Origin of the sequence: Parashewanella spongiae, assembly GCF_004358345.1 — a bacterium.
GTDB classification, from domain to species: Bacteria; Pseudomonadota; Gammaproteobacteria; order Enterobacterales; family Shewanellaceae; genus Parashewanella; species Parashewanella spongiae.
In genome coordinates, this window is record NZ_CP037952.1 from 548,478 (window position 1) to 565,064 (window position 16,587).

General features: G+C 39.5%; 12 protein-coding genes. 9 read left to right on the top strand and 3 right to left on the bottom strand.

The annotated features are described in order from the left end of the window. Positions 1 to 149: 149 nt before the first annotated feature. Positions 150 to 1,181: an arginase family protein gene (locus tag E2I05_RS01925; RefSeq protein ID WP_121853714.1), complete on the bottom strand. Its 1,032-nt coding sequence runs from the start codon at positions 1,179 to 1,181 to the stop codon at positions 150 to 152. Positions 1,182 to 1,395: 214 nt separating this feature from the next. Here E2I05_RS01925 and E2I05_RS01930 point away from each other — a divergent pair, with 214 nt between their 5' ends. The 3 genes from E2I05_RS01930 to E2I05_RS01940 all read left to right on the top strand — a co-directional run bounded on the left by E2I05_RS01930 (position 1,396) and on the right by E2I05_RS01940 (position 4,206). Next, positions 1,396 to 2,877 carry an NAD(P)H-hydrate dehydratase gene (locus E2I05_RS01930; protein WP_121853715.1) on the top strand — a complete coding sequence of 494 codons (1,482 nt, stop codon included), beginning with the start codon at positions 1,396 to 1,398 and terminating at the stop codon, positions 2,875 to 2,877. Positions 2,878 to 3,217: 340 nt separating this feature from the next. Further along, entirely contained in the window at positions 3,218 to 3,721 is a 504-nt protein-coding gene (locus E2I05_RS01935; protein WP_133309436.1) for a helix-turn-helix domain-containing protein, read from the top strand. Continuing rightward, complete coding sequence (locus E2I05_RS01940) at positions 3,691 to 4,206, top strand: IS630 family transposase (protein ID WP_244935428.1); 516 nt, start codon at positions 3,691 to 3,693, stop codon at positions 4,204 to 4,206. Before E2I05_RS01935 ends, E2I05_RS01940 begins: the two co-directional genes overlap by 31 nt. A gap of 116 nt (positions 4,207 to 4,322) precedes the next feature. Here the strand turns inward: E2I05_RS01940 and ltrA are convergent, their stop codons facing one another. Further along, a complete protein-coding gene (gene ltrA / locus E2I05_RS01945; RefSeq protein WP_133309438.1) occupies positions 4,323 to 5,603 on the bottom strand; it encodes a group II intron reverse transcriptase/maturase in 1,281 nt (426 codons plus the stop codon). 773 nt (positions 5,604 to 6,376) lie between these two features. Between ltrA and E2I05_RS22890 the strand changes: the two genes are divergently transcribed. The 4 genes from E2I05_RS22890 (at position 6,377) to E2I05_RS01965 (ending at position 11,052) form a co-directional block, all read left to right on the top strand. Next, a complete protein-coding gene (locus E2I05_RS22890) occupies positions 6,377 to 6,601 on the top strand; it encodes a hypothetical protein (RefSeq protein ID WP_133309439.1) in 225 nt (74 codons plus the stop codon). Between the two features lie 787 nt (positions 6,602 to 7,388). Beyond that, entirely contained in the window at positions 7,389 to 7,847 is a 459-nt protein-coding gene (locus E2I05_RS01955) for a hypothetical protein (RefSeq protein ID WP_121854091.1), read from the top strand. Between the two features lies 1 nt (position 7,848). Beyond that, complete coding sequence (locus E2I05_RS01960) at positions 7,849 to 8,055, top strand: helix-turn-helix transcriptional regulator (RefSeq protein WP_121854090.1); 207 nt, start codon at positions 7,849 to 7,851, stop codon at positions 8,053 to 8,055. A gap of 834 nt (positions 8,056 to 8,889) precedes the next feature. After that, complete coding sequence (locus E2I05_RS01965; protein WP_121854089.1) at positions 8,890 to 11,052, top strand: hypothetical protein; 2,163 nt, start codon at positions 8,890 to 8,892, stop codon at positions 11,050 to 11,052. Positions 11,053 to 11,642: 590 nt separating this feature from the next. Here E2I05_RS01965 and E2I05_RS01970 read toward each other — a convergent pair. Next, entirely contained in the window at positions 11,643 to 12,218 is a 576-nt protein-coding gene (locus E2I05_RS01970) for a nucleoside triphosphate pyrophosphohydrolase family protein (protein ID WP_121854088.1), read from the bottom strand. Positions 12,219 to 12,483: 265 nt separating this feature from the next. On the opposite strand from E2I05_RS01970, the gene E2I05_RS01975 reads away from it, so the two are divergent. After that, the gene (locus E2I05_RS01975; RefSeq protein ID WP_121854087.1) at positions 12,484 to 15,297 is read left to right on the top strand and encodes a hypothetical protein; all 2,814 of its coding nucleotides are present in this window, start codon (positions 12,484 to 12,486) and stop codon (positions 15,295 to 15,297) included. A gap of 660 nt (positions 15,298 to 15,957) precedes the next feature. After that, positions 15,958 to 16,524 (top strand): phosphoribosyltransferase, encoded by a 567-nt coding sequence (locus tag E2I05_RS01980; RefSeq protein WP_121854086.1) that lies wholly within the window; start codon positions 15,958 to 15,960, stop codon positions 16,522 to 16,524. Positions 16,525 to 16,587: the final 63 nt, after the last annotated feature.

Genomic DNA, 16,587 nt, shown 5'->3' on the forward strand with positions numbered 1-16,587 from the left:
CCTGTATGTATTTTTGTGTATTTAGAACTGGCGTCCTAAACGACATTCGCTGAATTTAACTTCAAAGCGAGTTCAGCAAATTTTAAATAATAATTGAGGCTAATTAGAGCATATTAGCTGGTTTTAATGAATTAAATTCTTGGCTTATTTTATCTTGATAACCGTCCTTGAACATAGGCATAGATCAATTCACACAGACTTTGTCCAACTTGTTTTCTTCCATTTTCGACAGATATTGGATGACAAGACGGTGCCGCTTCGGCGAGGTGCAAATATTGGCAGTCACAATACTTTGCCATGTGATGCACATAATGAGCGGCATCGAGTAAGGGGATGCCAGCGGCTGTCATGGCGCTGGATGGAAAGTTTTCGATAGCATCAAGGTCGAGTTCTAGTCCTAATTTCATTGTCGTGTTGTTAACCATAGTGCTGATTTCATCGAGAGCGTTCAATAGGCTGATTTCACGGCGGATCCAAACCTGCTGAAAACTGTGCCAACTGCCGCCAAATTGTTGTAATTGTTCTAGGTTTTTAGCACTGTTTTTTAATTCATGTAAACCAAGCACGTGGTAAAAACCAAGAAAACCTTCAGCCGCTGCATAACTGAATCCGTTACCGCTGTGGCGACCTTCTTTAAGCCTAAAATCAGAATGTGGATCAAGGTTTACAGCGGCTACTGGTTGGTTATGAGTTTCATAGCAGGCTTTCAGTAGACCGTATGCGTTGTTGTGTCCGCCGCCTATGGCTATAGGTTCAATGCCAGCCGCTAATATAAGTTTGATGAGTTGACTAACACGAACATCGATTTTGGCGACACTGTTGCGGATTGCGCTCACGTCATTGTTATCATCGGGCTGTAGATCTTGAGTGTGGATTTCGCCCAAAAGCGCACATTCATTACCGTTTAAAAATGTATTGGATTGCAAATTAACCCATTGCTCAACGGCCGCGCCAAAACCATCTCCAGCACCTCCACGACCTAAATTTCCTTTGGGGCCTAAATCTTCGACAATGCCAATCAAGCCAAATTTAACGCCTTGAGCTTTAAGCTTGTCTAATTGCTTGGGTAAATCTTGCGAGTCTTGCAATACGTGGATGGTATCACCAAGTCGAGTTTCACCGATTCGGTGATTTATCCACGAAGAAATTGTTGTTTTCGTGTAAGGCCTGAACCAGAACATATTTCATAATCTGATAGAAATGTTATGGGAATATTATCACATGTGGAATTTTGCGTAAAAAGTCACATTTATATAAGGAAGTCTGATTTAGGTCATAAACTGCAACAAAAGCATTTGCTAATCTCACAGAACATCGCTTCCCGTAAGTCAATTTTGACGGAGAAGGGTTACATTTTTACTTCCTTTTAAAAATATATGTGTGGAGAACTCAGTAATGACCATCAATTTGCCTATCGAGCTCTATCGGGTCGAGCAAGTGCGTCAAGCTGAAGAAGCCATGTGTGAAAAAGACAGTGAAAAACTGTATCAGCTGGTGGAGTTAGCGGGAAAAGCCGCCGCAGAATTTATTTTAAAGCGCAATTTAAAACAAAAAAATATAGTTATATTAATTGGTACAGGTAACAACGGTGCCGATGGATTAGTATTGGCGCGAGAATTACGTCAACAAAGGCTTCAGCCAGATCTTGATGTGCACGTAATGGGGCTGAATAATACAACGTCCACGGTCGAATTTCAGCAAGCCAAGCAAAAATTCGAGCAAGTAGGCGGTCAAGTACTTTCCATTGTTCCGAAGCAAATTCAATCGGCTGATCTAATTGTCGATGCGTTATTCGGTATTGGTTTATCAAGGCCGCTAAGTGAGGATTTTGACCCGCTTATTAACATTATCGAAGACAACAAAGCTTGGACAATCAGTTTGGATGTACCTTCAGGTCTTTGTGCAAATACTGGCACCAGTGATAGATCAATACGCGCGGATCAAACATTAGTGTTTGGAGCGCTCAAACGAGGTTTATTTACTTACCAAGCCCGTCATTATTGTGGTGATATTCAATTAATTGATCTTGGGTTACAAACATTTTTGCCAGAAGCTGATTGTAAACTGATCCAAAGTGATTTTTTGAAAGGAAAATTAGGGCAAAGAGCTAAACATATACATAAAGGTGATTCAGGAAAAGTGACAGTCATTGGTGGTGATATCGGTATGCCCGGTGCGGTAAGGCTGTGTGGAGAAGCCTGTTTACGTGCGGGGAGCGGTATGGTTGCGGTGATCAGTCGACCTGAAAACCTAGCAGTTGTGTTGGCACATCGCCCAGAGTTGATGTTTTGTCCAGCTGAATTTGTCGATATGGAAATTTACCATCGATTGGGCTGGGCCAGCGTGTTGGTGTTAGGCCCAGGGCTCGGGCGTGAGGGCTGGGGACTTAACTTGTTTAAGGCAACATTGCTTAGTGAAAAGCCGATTGTGATGGATGCTGACGCCTTATATTTTTTAAGCAAGAATCCACAAAAGCAATCAAACTGGGTATTAACCCCACATTCAGCTGAGGCTGCAAGACTACTCGGTAGCAGTGTTGTAGAGGTAGAAGCTGATCGTTTTCAGGCCGTTAAAGCATTGCAAAGTCGGTACGGCGGTGTGGTTGTATTAAAAGGCGCGGGTACTTTGATCTGTGATGGAGAGCAAACGGTTGTTGCTGCTGTAGGTAACCCCGGCTTAGCCAGTGGCGGTTGTGGCGATGTGTTATCCGGTATTATTGCGGCGTTAATTGCCCAAGGAGTGGATTTAGCTTCTGCTGCTAAAATGGGTGTTGTGGTACATGGCTACGCTGCTGATATCGCAGTGAGTAAAGGTGAAAGAGGTATGGTAGCCAGCGATTTGATGACGCCAATTCGGCATATTATTAATCGATGTTAAGTGTTAATGGTTATTGAAACCTTAAAGAAGTTTAGAACGTCGTGATACTGCGTGTCACACAGCCCAAAGGGGAATTCACCAGCAAATTTCCCTTTGAAAAACCAGTGCCGTCCCAACCAAGTTGATATCCTCTTCGTTCATCGCCGATAATGACTGGCGCTTTCATGTGGCAAACATCGCTCCGACGAAAGCTAATACCAATTAGGGATCTGGCGATTTAGAAAGTACCAACCTTTGTCATACCAGCGAAGACTGGTATCTAGTAGTCCATTCAAAAACAAATAATGAACGAATGGTTATATCCTAACAACTCCTGAACACAAGAAACACTGGAGTTGTTATGAGGGTTAAATACCACGTTCGTTTGAGTAATGAAGAACGTTCAATGCTTGAGGCTTTGATAAAGCAGAAGAAACCACGTGTTGTTCAACATAAGAAACGACACGCCCAAATTTTACTTGCTATTGATGAGAATAATTCGCCACTGACCAATCAACAGATTGCTAAAGCACTAAACATCTCACCACTTGCAGTAACGAGCCTTAGAAAGCGTTTTGTCGAAGAAGGATTAGAAGTCGCTGTGAATAGCAAACACAGCCATCAAGGCCGCAGACGCATAATGGATGGCGAAGCCGAAGCACACCTAATTGCACTGGCCTGCTCTACGCCTCCTGAAGGACGTTGCCGTTGGACATTAAATCTTCTTAGAGACAAGATGATTGAACTCAAATATATCGATAACATATCAAGAACTTCTGTTCATTATGCGTTAAAAAAAATGAACTTAAACCATGGCTTAAAGAAGAGTGGTGTATACCTAAAGAGGAAAACGCTGCTTTCGTGAGTGCTATGGAAGATATATTAGAACTCTATAAACTTCCTTACAATCCTAAGCGTCCTTTAGTATGCCTTGATGAAACCAGCAAACAACAAGTTAAAGAAGTTCGCAATCCGTTACCCTTAGTTTCAGGTTATCCAGAGCGATACGATACAGAGTATGAGCGTAACGGTGTCAGCAACCTGTTCATGATATTTGAGCCTTTAGCGGGCTGGCGACATGTTGAAGTCACTGAACACAGAACGGCCATTGATTGGGCTCATCAAGTAAAAGCCTTAGTAGACGGGCGTTATAAGGACGCTGAGACAATTGTATTAGTTGAGGATAACTTGAATACTCATACACCGGCTTCATTTTATAAGGCCTTCGAACCAGAAGAAGCTCGTAGGTTGATCAATAAAATAGAATTTCATTACACGCCAAAGCACGGAAGTTGGTTGGATATGGCTGAAATTGAATTAAGTATCTTGAGCAGGCAATGCTTAAAGTAGAGTAGGCTACTGGCTTCGCTATCGCTTATCCAGCAGCCCCTCTTCGATTCCGTGCATGAGGTTTTCCCTCACACGGCTCTGTTGTTACACTTCTCTCAGCCCCTTCACTTTGCTTATCATCTTGTCGTGGGTAAATACTCAAGACCAGCTTGGCGTAATTTTTCGTAAGCACCTCGTGATAGATACTTGCTTCGACGTTGACTTAAGCGACGATGCCAGCGATAGAACCGGTTTACTACAAATCCATTTATTCTGAAAAATACACCTCTGGGATAACCTATCCCACCAAAATAGTGTTTCCATCCCCTCAGAACTTGATTAACCTTATTTATCAGTACGCCAAGTGTATTTGAGGTTCGGTGTTTCACTATGTCTCTGATTTTATTTTTCAGCTTTGTTTGGCTCTTCTTAGACGCCTCTATCTTGATGTAACTGGTGCCTTTGATGAGGCCTGTGATCCGTTGAAAGTTAAAACCGAGGAAATCAAACTCATTCATCAGCTTTCCCATATCCACACAGTGGGTTTTACTTTGATTTAGCTTCAGACCTTCATCACTTAATTGCTGTGTTATCCAGTCCAGTTGCTCTTGTGTGTAGGTTTGCTTATGAAGTACAACAAAATCATCTGCATAGGTAACGATTTTACACGGTGTTTTTTCGTGTATTTTCAAACAGAAATCGTTGAGATAGATGTTAGCCAGTAGTGGAGAGATAACTCCGCCTTGCGGAGTGCCACATCGGCTTGCTTCTATTCGCCATTTCCCGTTGACCGTCTCTATGCTGATGGGCGCTTTGATAAAGCTTTTCAGCAAACTCAGAAAGCTGCTGTCGCTTATTCGCCTTTCTACTTTTGCCATCAACTTAGCGTGCGGGATGGTATCGAAATAGGCGCTCAAGTCAGCATCAAGTACGTGCTGATAGCCTTGTTTTAGGCTCATTTCAATGACTTTTACCGCTTGCTGGGCGCTTCGACATGGACGATAACCATAACTGTGTTCATGTAAATGAGGTTCGTAGACGGGTTGCATCACTATTGTCATCGCCATTTGCACAATTCTGTCACTGATTATCGGGATCCCAAGTTTCCGCGTTTTGCCGTTGTCTTTGAGTATTTCTACTCGTTTGACTGGGCTAGGTCGATAGTTTTTCTGTTGTAATTGAGTTTGAATTTCTTTTAACAGCGCAACGACTTTCTTTTGCTGCTCTAGATAACTGAATGTGATGCCATCAATTCCTGCTCCGCCTTTATTGGCTTTGCATCGTCGATAGGCTTCTTCGAGTATATCTAGGCGACTGAGTTTATCGTACAAGCTGTAAAATCGAAGCTCCGAGTTAAGCTTTGAGCGTAAGTAAAGTTTTCGCTGTAATATTCTGATATTTACTGGAGTGTTAGCCATATGGCAATTTCACCTCAAAAGTTACGTTAAAAACGGGTGTAACACTGAGCCCCTTCCCTGATGTGAAGTTATGTTGTCTTCACGGTTAACGGTACTATGGGCTCATCCGACTGCCTGAGCGCCCTATCTGAAATTTCGGTTTACCTTATATTCGGATAGTGGAAGTCACTACCTTCCAACACTCAGGCTCTCCCACGTTCACTTTATTTCCTTCAATACATGCCACTTCATATTACGCCGGAAGATCAAACAGATGCATTTACCAGTTGCTTCTCTGTTTGTGTCAGGGTTCGTCAACTAGGAAAGACTCCCCATCTTCATTTTTTGATTTACGACGCTTAACTGAATTCGCTTGATGCTGCGGCCTACATTGCATCTCAACCTTTATTCAAGGCCTTTGTCACAGGGCTTCATGTCATAGCGGTTACCCATTATGCATGCCCGTCAGATTTCGGGATGAACTGGTAATTATCCCGTCAGGTACGTTTCAACCTGATGGACTTATTATAAATAATAACGTTGCTGTCTCTGGTTTATGGCCATGTAATCGCTTGGCTGCGTATACGTTGAGACAAATCCCGCAACAGAATAAAGCGCTTCGTGGCGCTCCCTAGAAACATCAGTTGACTGCGTTCTCAAGCGTAGAAAAAATGGCTGATATTAAGACGTAGCTTGCAGCAAGTAGTTATTCTACTTGCAAAAGTTACAACGCAGATAGCAGCCATTTTAGCAAGCTTGTGAGCGTAGAGCATTTCACTCATTGGGTGAAAAACATGATAATAAAATCATCCAATTGCTCAAACAGTTACTCATATACTCAGCGTTCAACTGATGTTTTTAGGTTATACCGAAGAATACCCGATCAGGAAACACTAAATACTGAAGTCGAAGCCTGGGTTACCGAGCGTAATGAGTCCAAGGCTAAGATGAACTGGCAGTTCACGACTGAGGAGGCATGTATAAAATTAAAGAAACTTTACCCCGTACTCCCAGAGTAAAGTGAGCCTTTTAACAGAAGTTCACTGATTAACGAAATCCAGTTACACATTCGTTAATCAAAGCATGAAAAGCTAGAATCCTACTGACTTGCCAAGGGGTGGGAGGAGGTGTTTTGTTCAGACATCACTTATTTGTTAATTGATTGTGAACAAAAGTTAAGTAAGAGTTTAAAACAATAAATATCGATACATGATTCTTAGTTCTCCTATGACTATGTGTGGGTGGATAATAAAGTGTAAAACTTAACATTAATGATTGAAACTAATATAATAAAGTTTGAAACTTTATTAGCTTTTTAAGCTGGTGATCTCCTTCTTTCTAACCAGCTTTTGCCCCAAAACGTGTCGTTTTCAGTATTGCTTGTTCAGTAAATTGTCGTCATTCCTGCGAAGGCAGGAATCCAGTGTCTTTGTAAATTTAGAAGAAACTTTGTGCCGTTAATTGATAGCTGTAACAGTCAAAAAAGCACTGGATGCCCGACTAAAGCATTCGGGCATGACGTGTGCGGTTTTAGGTAAAGTTCCTGAATGCTGCGACGTTTATGCCCATTTCCGTGCCAGCAACAGCAATTTACTGTGAAACTATTCCTAATTATTAACACTTCAATCATTCGACAAACAATTAACAAACCATTTTTCAGGAAATTACTGAGATATAGCACAAAACAAGTGACAAATATAATATACATGAAGTAAGAAATGTTTGACACCGATAAGGTTTACCTTCAAACTTATCTGTGTCAAAAATATTTAACATCACCTCATCGTTAACTAAAAGGAATTTATTATGGGTTACAAAGAAAGAAGCGTCTGGGCATCACTCTTAATATTAGGCTATATCTGGTATGACTATTTTATTGGTATATTCAATTCAGTTACTGGGGACATCTTGAATGTTGAATTAGTCAATGAATTATTATTTAATGCTGTAGTGATGACTATTATATTAGAAGTTGCATTACCAATCGTAATCGCCATTATTGACGATAAAGATGCAGATTATACGGAAGATGAAAGAGATAAAAGCATTACTTACAAAGCAACAGTACCAGCATATAACGTACTATATACAGGTGTCATACTTGCAATTTTCTATACTATTTTCCCTACACTGACAACGTATACATTTCCAAATTCCGATTTGCCAAACGACTATTTTGTTTTAAATATCATTATTGTTTTTGCTCTTGCTGCTGAAGTCGTTAGATTCATGAATCAAATTAAAATGTATCGAAAGGGGTTTTAAAATGGCTAAGGTCATTACCAATACTCTCAAGAAACTACGTTTTTTCAATAATGAAATGACTCAGCAAGAACTTGCCAGTGCCATCGGTGTATCTAGGCAAACCGTCGTAGCAATTGAAAAAGGAAAATACTCTCCTTCTCTTGAGGTTGCGTTTAAAATTGCCGATGTGCTTGACGTTACAATCGTTGATATTTTTCAGTACCGCTAAACTCCTTGAATGACTTTTGTTTGGTCGTGACCCTAAATAGTTTAGTGTTTATAAGTTGATTTTAGATATGTTTTTCTAGTGCAATCCTTTGATAATTTATTGAAGGCGTAAATCGTTTATGTCCAGAAATGAGTTTCGAACTTTATTGTCTTATTGTTTGCAATACAGTCATGGAAGTTAGCAAAAGTTTCAAACTTTATTGTATTTTATCGCTTTACTTAACACCTATCAATGCAGTTTCAAGCCAGTAAAAGTTTCAAACTTTATTGTCTGACGACACTATGGTTTACCAGAACAGCTTCAACTGTAGAATTCATATGAATGGACTACTAGGGGCTGTTGATCTTTCAGGATTAAATTTTGTGCTATTTGAGCATTTATCTGTTCAAGTCGTGAGCAGTGATGCTTAGCCATCTAAGTGAGCTGGTCACAACACAGAACAGTGAATGCTCAAAAGCATCGAAGACAGCGTAAATTGGTCATTTCTGCTGCGTTATCGTTTTCTTATTTGGAAACGAAGTAACGACAGTTTTGTATGTCGATAATAACCAAACCTCACAAACTCTGCCTTGCATAAAATAACCAATTTATCGCTGCAAAAACAATCACGAAAGATCAACAGACCCTAGGTTAAATCAAAACGAAAGTGTTTAATCGTTAATTAAATTTAATTAAATTAGCATAAAGTCTAACATTTTTAATGCTTTAATATATAGATAGGCTCTATAAATGTGCAGAAGAGCGTCGTTGTTAGTGTTAATGCTAAATTGTTACGTAAATTTTTGAAATATACATACGTTAGATGAATATTGAAGTGCCACAAAAGGAGCCTAAATGTCCAATGTGAAGCCTAGTTTTGCCTCAGTTCCACCTTTGGAATGGGATACGTCTAGTGGCACATTTACGCCTTTAAATGAAACACAAATGACACATATGCTTAGCGGCTTACCTGAGGGCAATTATAAAGATAAAAAAATGATATTCATCGTAAGTTCACAGGGTGGCCAAATTAAAAGAAACATTGAATTTAATGTGTCAAACTCAGAGGAGCGTGGGCTCAACACATCATTATCCAGCACATTTTGGAAATCTACAGAAGAAAAACAGATGGGCATTCAGCTTGGTAATGCTTATTACTCCTCAAATTTTAGACCTAGATTGAACGATACCTTTGATGATTATGAGGTTGTCACAGCCCCCTTAACTGAAGAAGAAAACGGGCATACAAGAGCTGAGTCATTGTCTGTAAACGATGCGTCAGAAGTGCTTGACGAAGTTGTAGTTGCTTTTCACGAGAGATCAGCTAGTGGAGGAGTGCACGAAGAAACAGTTGCTGAGATTGTGTCCAATGATCAAGAAACAAGAACAAGTGAGCCAATTGATAACCGAGGTGATTCTCTTGATACGGAATATCATGATACAGAGTTACCAACAAACACAACAGAGGCAACATCAATAGAAGTTTCAGCTGGTGGTGTTGCATCAGATTCACCGACACTTGAGCAAGTTAAAAGTGATGAAGATGAGCCAGAAGTATTATCTTTTCAAGGAGAAGATGAAGACTGTGAAGAATTTGAAGTGATAAATATGACTTTCGATGATTTGATTGCCATGAATGATGATCCAAAGCATAGTTTATCTGAGCAGCACCTCCATATGTTTCTTGGAGGGAGAGAGGAATTTGAAAAGCAACATAAAAAAGAACCTGCACTGAGTAATATTGAAATAACACAACATCTAGATTTAGCCGCGGGGACAAGCAAATCTGAGAATGGTTTGCTGATGTCAACGAGCGACTCAGAGACTCACTCAGTTGAACAGGAAGAAAAACCAGAGGTTGAAGTAATTAATTTACCGGGCCAAACACTCAGCTTTCAAGAACGTACAACACCTACCTCACTTTACATACAATCTCTTTATGAGCCAAGTCAACTTTGGTCAAGTGGTGAAGCATTAGCCCAAGAGCTTCCTGATAATGAAAAAAATATGGCATCATCTGAATCTGTTGAATCGGCAACTATGGTTGATGAAAATATCAGTAGCGTAGAAATTGATGCTATCACAGGCATAGCTCAATATACGATTGCTAGGAAAGATGGTGTAGTGACAAGCCCATCACCACAAAAAGCAGAAGAAATACAAGATGTAAAGCATAAACATAAGTATAAGTATAAGTATAAGTATAAGCTTGAACATAAACATACCCATCAAACAAATAGTGAAGTATGGATAGAAGAACTCTTAAAAAACCGGCTTAAGAACCATAATGTAGATAGCATGAAGTCAGAGGACTCTGTTGGTCTTGTAATGACTAAGCGCATGGAGGCTTCAATTAGGAAAAAATGCGGTGCAGAACACGATGAAAGCATGAAGTTACAATTTGAGAAGGGCCGAGAAATTCAAAAAGCACATGAAAAGCAGTTGGTGCCAACGAAATTGACAGTTGCTAAGCTCAATAAATGGAGCTATGTTCCAGCAGCACGTGATCCATTAGCTCCTAAACCAACTTTAACAAAAGCAGAATCAATAGCGACAGTTATAACATTAAATGATGTCACTAAACGGCTTGATTTTGCAGCCAATAACTTGTTGATACTGTTTTGTGATGACACTTGGGGTAAACATTATTTTAATATTAATTATGGAAAAGGACATGACGTATCACCGCCAATCTATAGTTTGATTTTCAATGATTGGAGAAGAAAAGCACTGCAGAAAACATTGAAGATCATATGCCTAGTTAACGGTGATGCGAACGAAGCCATGAATTTGTTCAAACGTTTAGGAGTAAGCCCAGGCAAGAGTGGGTATGGTGAAATCATTAGCATGGTAGCCGAAGCTTCAGTTGTAAAGAACATACTCTTTCAAAAAGAGAGCCATGAAGATGGTGATTGGGCATTACGTGTTATTTGTGACGATGCTGCGGTGCTAAATGAATTAGCTGAACATAAAGAGTTAGTAGGTATTAATTTTAAAGGATTCAGGCTAGAAGACTAACATGGTGTATATAAATCACCATGTTATATTAATTACAGGTAATTAATCTCTCACTCAGCAAGAGATAAAGGTTTTCAGTACAAGGCGCATGTTCGAAGTACTATATTCCCTACGGCCGCCATACAAAACTGGCGTTCAACACACTTCGTGCTTTTGTCGGGATAATTCAAGAAGGTGCAACGCAGTAATGGAAACCTTTAGCCTTGCCCTTCGGGAGCTTGTATGTGCTCACTTTGGTTTATAAACCTAAATAAATCGGTTGAACGCACAATTTAGCTTTAATCTATTGAAGTTAAATACAAAACTAAACAACCCTAATTCACCCATCAGGTGAGTGCTGAACATTCATATACTTGCCAAAACCACCGCTAGCTGCGTTATAAATTTTGCAAGTAGTTATTCTACTTGCAAAAGTTACAACGCAGATAGCAGTCATTTTAGCAAGCTTGTGAGCGTAGAGCACTTCACTCATTGGGTGAAAGCCATGATGATAAAATCATCATATTGCTCAAGCAGTTACTCATATACTCAGCGTTCAACTGATGATTTTAGATATAATTACTGTAAATAGGTATTAATTCTGGTTTTATTTAGCGACATATTTTTGATAAATCAGCAGGGCGGTAATTGACTGACTTTAATACCTTTCCTTTGCGAATCGTTTTACCTTCCATTACAATATCTTCAGCACATTTTGCTATTATATATTGGTTTTTGTTGACTCCAGAAAGTTTCACGCCTTGTTCTTGGTAAAAATCAACCGTTTGTTGAAATTCACGCTCATCGTGGCACACCTTACTCATGTTACTTGAATGAATTTCATCCCAGCAGCGAATAAAATCAATTTTTAAGTTATTTGCGACGGCTAAAAACAAATCTAATAAATAGCTAATAGAAGCATTGTCATTAAAATATTTTACTCCCATGTGCACCATTCTTCCCATTAGAACATAAACGGAATCAACGATGGCGTCGGCTTGTTCAATTAACGAGTCAGCTTCAGCAAGCTCAGTTAGTTCCTCGATAATTAAAGACGTATGTAGAGTATCGAGTTGCAAGTTTAAACTTTCAGCGTCTTCAACAGGTAAGTCAAAAGTACTGCGAAATTCATAAATATCACGGTACAAATGTTCATAGATGGTTTGATTAATGTAGGAGAGTTGCATTAGAGGTTCCTTTTGATAATAGTCTTATTTTGAAATGGCCATACTTGCTTTTACGAGCAAAACGAATAAATACGGCTAATAAAATCAAATACAAAAAATGATCCACAGATTATAAGAGGTAATTATTTTATATACAGAAAAAATCTTATTAAAAGTCGAAGGTTTACATAACAATACTGGCAGATACCGTGATTACTTAAAAAGCATATTTACGCTTTCAAAGAGCTCAATAAAAGAAGCAATCGATGTGCGTGAGGAAAAATAAATGGCTACTGCTGCTGAATCTGTAAGCTCGAGTACAATTCTTTATAATCCTGAAACTTGTTTTGATAATATATCAGAAAGTGAAAAAGCGATTTTGGACTCTGCGCTGACAGGCAAAGCCGTGGAGGACATCATTACATTGAGCATTGCTTATAACGGTCATGAATCGAGGGATTTTAGTTATAAAATTACCTTTCTGGAAGGGAAGAGGATAGTGCTCGAAGATAGTAGCGACAGAGAGGTTAACGGGACTTTGGCGGGGAAGCCCAAAGCACTAAGTGATGAGTTTTATGATCGTAAAATTCGCGAATCTCTTGTGACTTATTTTAAAATGCTTGGTACTTCTGATTCGTCTACTTTTAAGCAAGACACTAGTCTTGAGCAAGATATTATTCTTGAAGAAGGCACTAGTCATAAGCAAGACACCACTCTTGAAGAAGACACTAGCTCTACTCTAGAGCAAGCTACTACGCCTGAGCAAAACACTAGTCATAAGCAAGATACCACTCTTGCGGAAGGAGCTAGTCATAAGCAAGACACCACTCTTGAAGAAGACACTACGCTTGAGCAAAACATTAGTCTTGAGGAAGGTGCTAGTCATAAGCAAGATACCACTCTTGCGGAAGGAGCTAGTCATAAGCAAGACACTACTCTTGAAGAAGACACTACGCTTGAGCAAAACACTAGTCTTAAGCAATATACTAGCTCTACTCTAGAGCAAGCAACTACGCCTGAGCAAAACACTAGTCTTGAGGAAGGTGCTAGTCATAAGCAAGAAATTGCTTTTGAGGAAGACGCTAGCCATAAGCAAGACATTACTCTTGTAGAAGACACGAGTCATAAGCAAGACAGTACTCTTGAAGAAGACACGAGTCATAAGCAAAACACTACTCTTGAGGAAGAAACGAGTCATAAGCAAGATACTAGTTCTACTCTAGAGCAAGCCTCTACGCCTGAGCATGACATGACTCTTGAGGAAGGCGCTAGTCTTGAGCAAGACATTATTCTTGAGCAAGACATTATTCTTGAGGAAGGCGCTAGTCATAAGCAAGACATTACTCTTGAAGAAGACACTAGTTCTACTCTAGAGCAAGCCTCTACGGCTGAGCAAGACACTTCTATAGGGAATGGAGACGCTCATCATATCGTTCAAAGTTCACCATTGAACAGCCCTGACCCTGATATGACGGGATTTAAGACTTCTGTTCAAGTGCCGTTTGAAGGTGATGTTAATGGAACATCGGGCATTAAAATTGATGATTCCGTTGATGGTGTACCTACAAAAAGCACTAGTACAGAGCCCAAATTTGACTCAGAAAAAATAACAATGGAGTCTGGCAAAGCGCTTTCAGGTGTAAAAATAACAGATGAAAACAGCGAAGAAACAACTAGTGTTTTTGCTAACTCATTAAAAGTCGATACAGTGTCAATAATCCGAGACGGACAAAGCACCACTCAAAATTATCAAGTGGAGCCAGTGGATGGTGATAATACTGTGCTCAGATACCATGAGGAAAGTATGGATAGTGCGAATCAGCCAGCTACTCAAAGTTTGACAAAACACTTAAACCCAGCCCTTCAGCTTACTTTAGCTGAAGTTGACGCTCCGTTAGCGAGAGATCATTCTAGCTCTCGCGCTAGTTTAAACAGAGACTTAGAAAATTCTATTTCAAGTTACGGAAGTACCCGATCAAAAAAATCTCAGCCTCCACAAGTAGAACGTCCTGACTCTCCAGAGGGAAAGGAACATAGAAGTTTAACTTCATCCTCAACCCCACCCCCACCCCCAGTAAGAAAAAGGGGTGAAAATAGTGACTCCCAAACTGAAGAAATACAGGCATCAGGAAAGTTAGGCAAGCATGAGCCAGAAAAGCCTAAATTTGATTCGAGAAAAATTACTGTTGAATATAGAAAAGGGATGGATGAGGCAAAAATTAAAGATGGTAATACTTTAGAAACTACAAATGCTTTCGCAAAGGAACTTAAGAAAGGGGCGGAGCTGACAGTGGTTGTCATAAAAGATGGCACGACATCAGAACATACTTTTAAAGTTACTAAGGAAGGGGGGCTGATCAAATTAAATAATACAAGCTGGTTCAAGTCAGATAAAAATATTACAAAAACGCTCACGTGTTATTTACAGCGTGCGAGGGAATATTCATCACAAGATGAAGAGGCCGAAGCTAACTGGCAGCCATCTGAGTCCGAACTAGATAGAGTTAGTAAAGGCTCATGGGATGACATAGGTGAATCAGAACTTAATGCTTTATCCGTTCCATCTATGGGAAACTCAAGCAAAGTAGAGGATAGTACTAGCTTAGGTGACTCAACTAGATTGGAAGCTGCCAAAACAGTAACTGAACCACAAACTCACCAAGTTGATCAACAAACTGTTTTAAAATGGAACTTAGGTAATCAGTTCACATTAGTAACTTCTTCTTGTAAAAAGTCACTAAAAACGACTTTTAAAGATATAAAACATGGGGACAACCTATTTATTCGCATAGAAAAAAATGGCAAAACAAAGATGAGGGGCTTTTCTGTTATTACAAAAGGTGCCGATTTAATATTTAGGGAACACTCAGACAGCATTTTTGGTGGCGGGGCTAGTGGTATGGCGAGAGGCATGGAGCGTTTTGTGAAAAAAATCTTAACTGAGTCGAGTTCAGAATCGCTAGAAAATTATGGTTCTCGTAGTCGTCCAATCAACATACCTCCTGAACAGCTAATCGAAGGAGAACAATCTTCGAACAGTACTAGCCCTGCGCTATCAGTAGTAAGTGCTGCTGCTTTCCCCGCACACGGCTCAAGTTAAATCTCAAAGAACAAGTTTCAAATCCACAGAAAGAAGGTGGTGAAAATGCAAATGACACATAATTGTTAAAGATTTCCATCATGTAAAACCAAGCCTGTGAATTATGAATTTCGAACTTTATGTAAAAATTTTTGTGGTTTTTGATCTTTGACAAGTACAAAGAGGAAACAACGAGCGATTCACGATGTTTTAAGCTAAAATTACCCTCCAAGTGTAGCCTTTGAAATGGGTTAATCTTTAAAAACTCTGAAACATAGGGTTATAGCAATTACAGTAATTAAATGCTCAACTCAGAGCTATGTATGTGCTCAAAGTGCAATCGAAATTGATGAAGACATAGTTGTTACCGATAAACAAAATTGTCGTTATTACATTGCTACGTCAAGACAATTTTGAGAAGTATTCTTTATAAACCAAAGTGAGCACATACAAGTTCCCGAAGGGCAAGACTAAAGGGTTCCATTACTACGTTACAAACACTTGAATTATCCCGACAAAAGCACGAAGTGCGTTGAACGCCAGTTTCGTATGGCGGCCGTAGGGAATATGGTACTTCGAGCTTGTGTCTTGCACTGAAACCCTTTAGTTCTTGCTGAGTGAGAGATTAATTACTGTAATTGGTATTATGTATTTGATAAAAATAACAATGAGGACATACTTGTGACTGATAAGCATTATATTACCGCACAACAATTGCTGGAAGACTCTTTTAAAGTAGCGGCACAAGTGTATGAAAGCGGTTTTAGACCACAGTTTATCGTTGGAATTTGGCGAGGTGGTGCCCCAATAGGTATTGCAGTGCAAGAATATTTTGACTTTAAAAAAATAGAAACCGATCACATTGCTGTACGTACCTCTTCGTATTACGGCATTGGTACAGATAAACAAAACAAAGAAATTAAAGTACACGGCTTGCATTATATTATCGAGAACGCCAATGCGGATGATGGACTGCTTATTGTGGATGATGTGTTTGATTCTGGTCGCAGCATTCATGCTTTAATTGAAAAACTTAAACAACAAATGCGTTTAAACTTACCAAAAGATATTCGTATTGCTTGTCCATACTATAAGCCCGAAAATAGGGCGGTTCCGATTACACCTGACTACTATATTCATGAGTCTAAAGAATGGTTAGTATTTCCACATGAAGTTTCAGGCTTAACTGTTGAAGAAATAGCTTCTGGGAAAGGTGACTTAGCTAATATAAGACATTTATTTAAGTAATATTTTTTGAGATTGAAAGGCTAGGTAATTGGTATTACCTAGCCTTAGCTGTGCGTAACGAAA

What these genes read in the sequence shown, in the direction of transcription:
- E2I05_RS01925 (WP_121853714.1), bottom strand. Translation starts at nt 1,181, where the DNA reads ATGTTCTGGTTCAGGCCTTACACGAAAACAACAATTTCTTCGTGGATA.
- ltrA (WP_133309438.1), bottom strand. Translation starts at nt 5,603, where the DNA reads ATGGCTAACACTCCAGTAAATATCAGAATATTACAGCGAAAACTTTAC.
- E2I05_RS01970 (WP_121854088.1), bottom strand. Translation starts at nt 12,218, where the DNA reads ATGCAACTCTCCTACATTAATCAAACCATCTATGAACATTTGTACCGT.
- E2I05_RS01955 (WP_121854091.1), top strand. Translation starts at nt 7,389, where the DNA reads ATGGGTTACAAAGAAAGAAGCGTCTGGGCATCACTCTTAATATTAGGC.
- E2I05_RS01965 (WP_121854089.1), top strand. Translation starts at nt 8,890, where the DNA reads ATGTCCAATGTGAAGCCTAGTTTTGCCTCAGTTCCACCTTTGGAATGG.
- E2I05_RS22890 (WP_133309439.1), top strand. Translation starts at nt 6,377, where the DNA reads ATGATAATAAAATCATCCAATTGCTCAAACAGTTACTCATATACTCAG.
- E2I05_RS01935 (WP_133309436.1), top strand. Translation starts at nt 3,218, where the DNA reads ATGAGGGTTAAATACCACGTTCGTTTGAGTAATGAAGAACGTTCAATG.
- E2I05_RS01960 (WP_121854090.1), top strand. Translation starts at nt 7,849, where the DNA reads ATGGCTAAGGTCATTACCAATACTCTCAAGAAACTACGTTTTTTCAAT.
- E2I05_RS01975 (WP_121854087.1), top strand. Translation starts at nt 12,484, where the DNA reads ATGGCTACTGCTGCTGAATCTGTAAGCTCGAGTACAATTCTTTATAAT.
- E2I05_RS01930 (WP_121853715.1), top strand. Translation starts at nt 1,396, where the DNA reads ATGACCATCAATTTGCCTATCGAGCTCTATCGGGTCGAGCAAGTGCGT.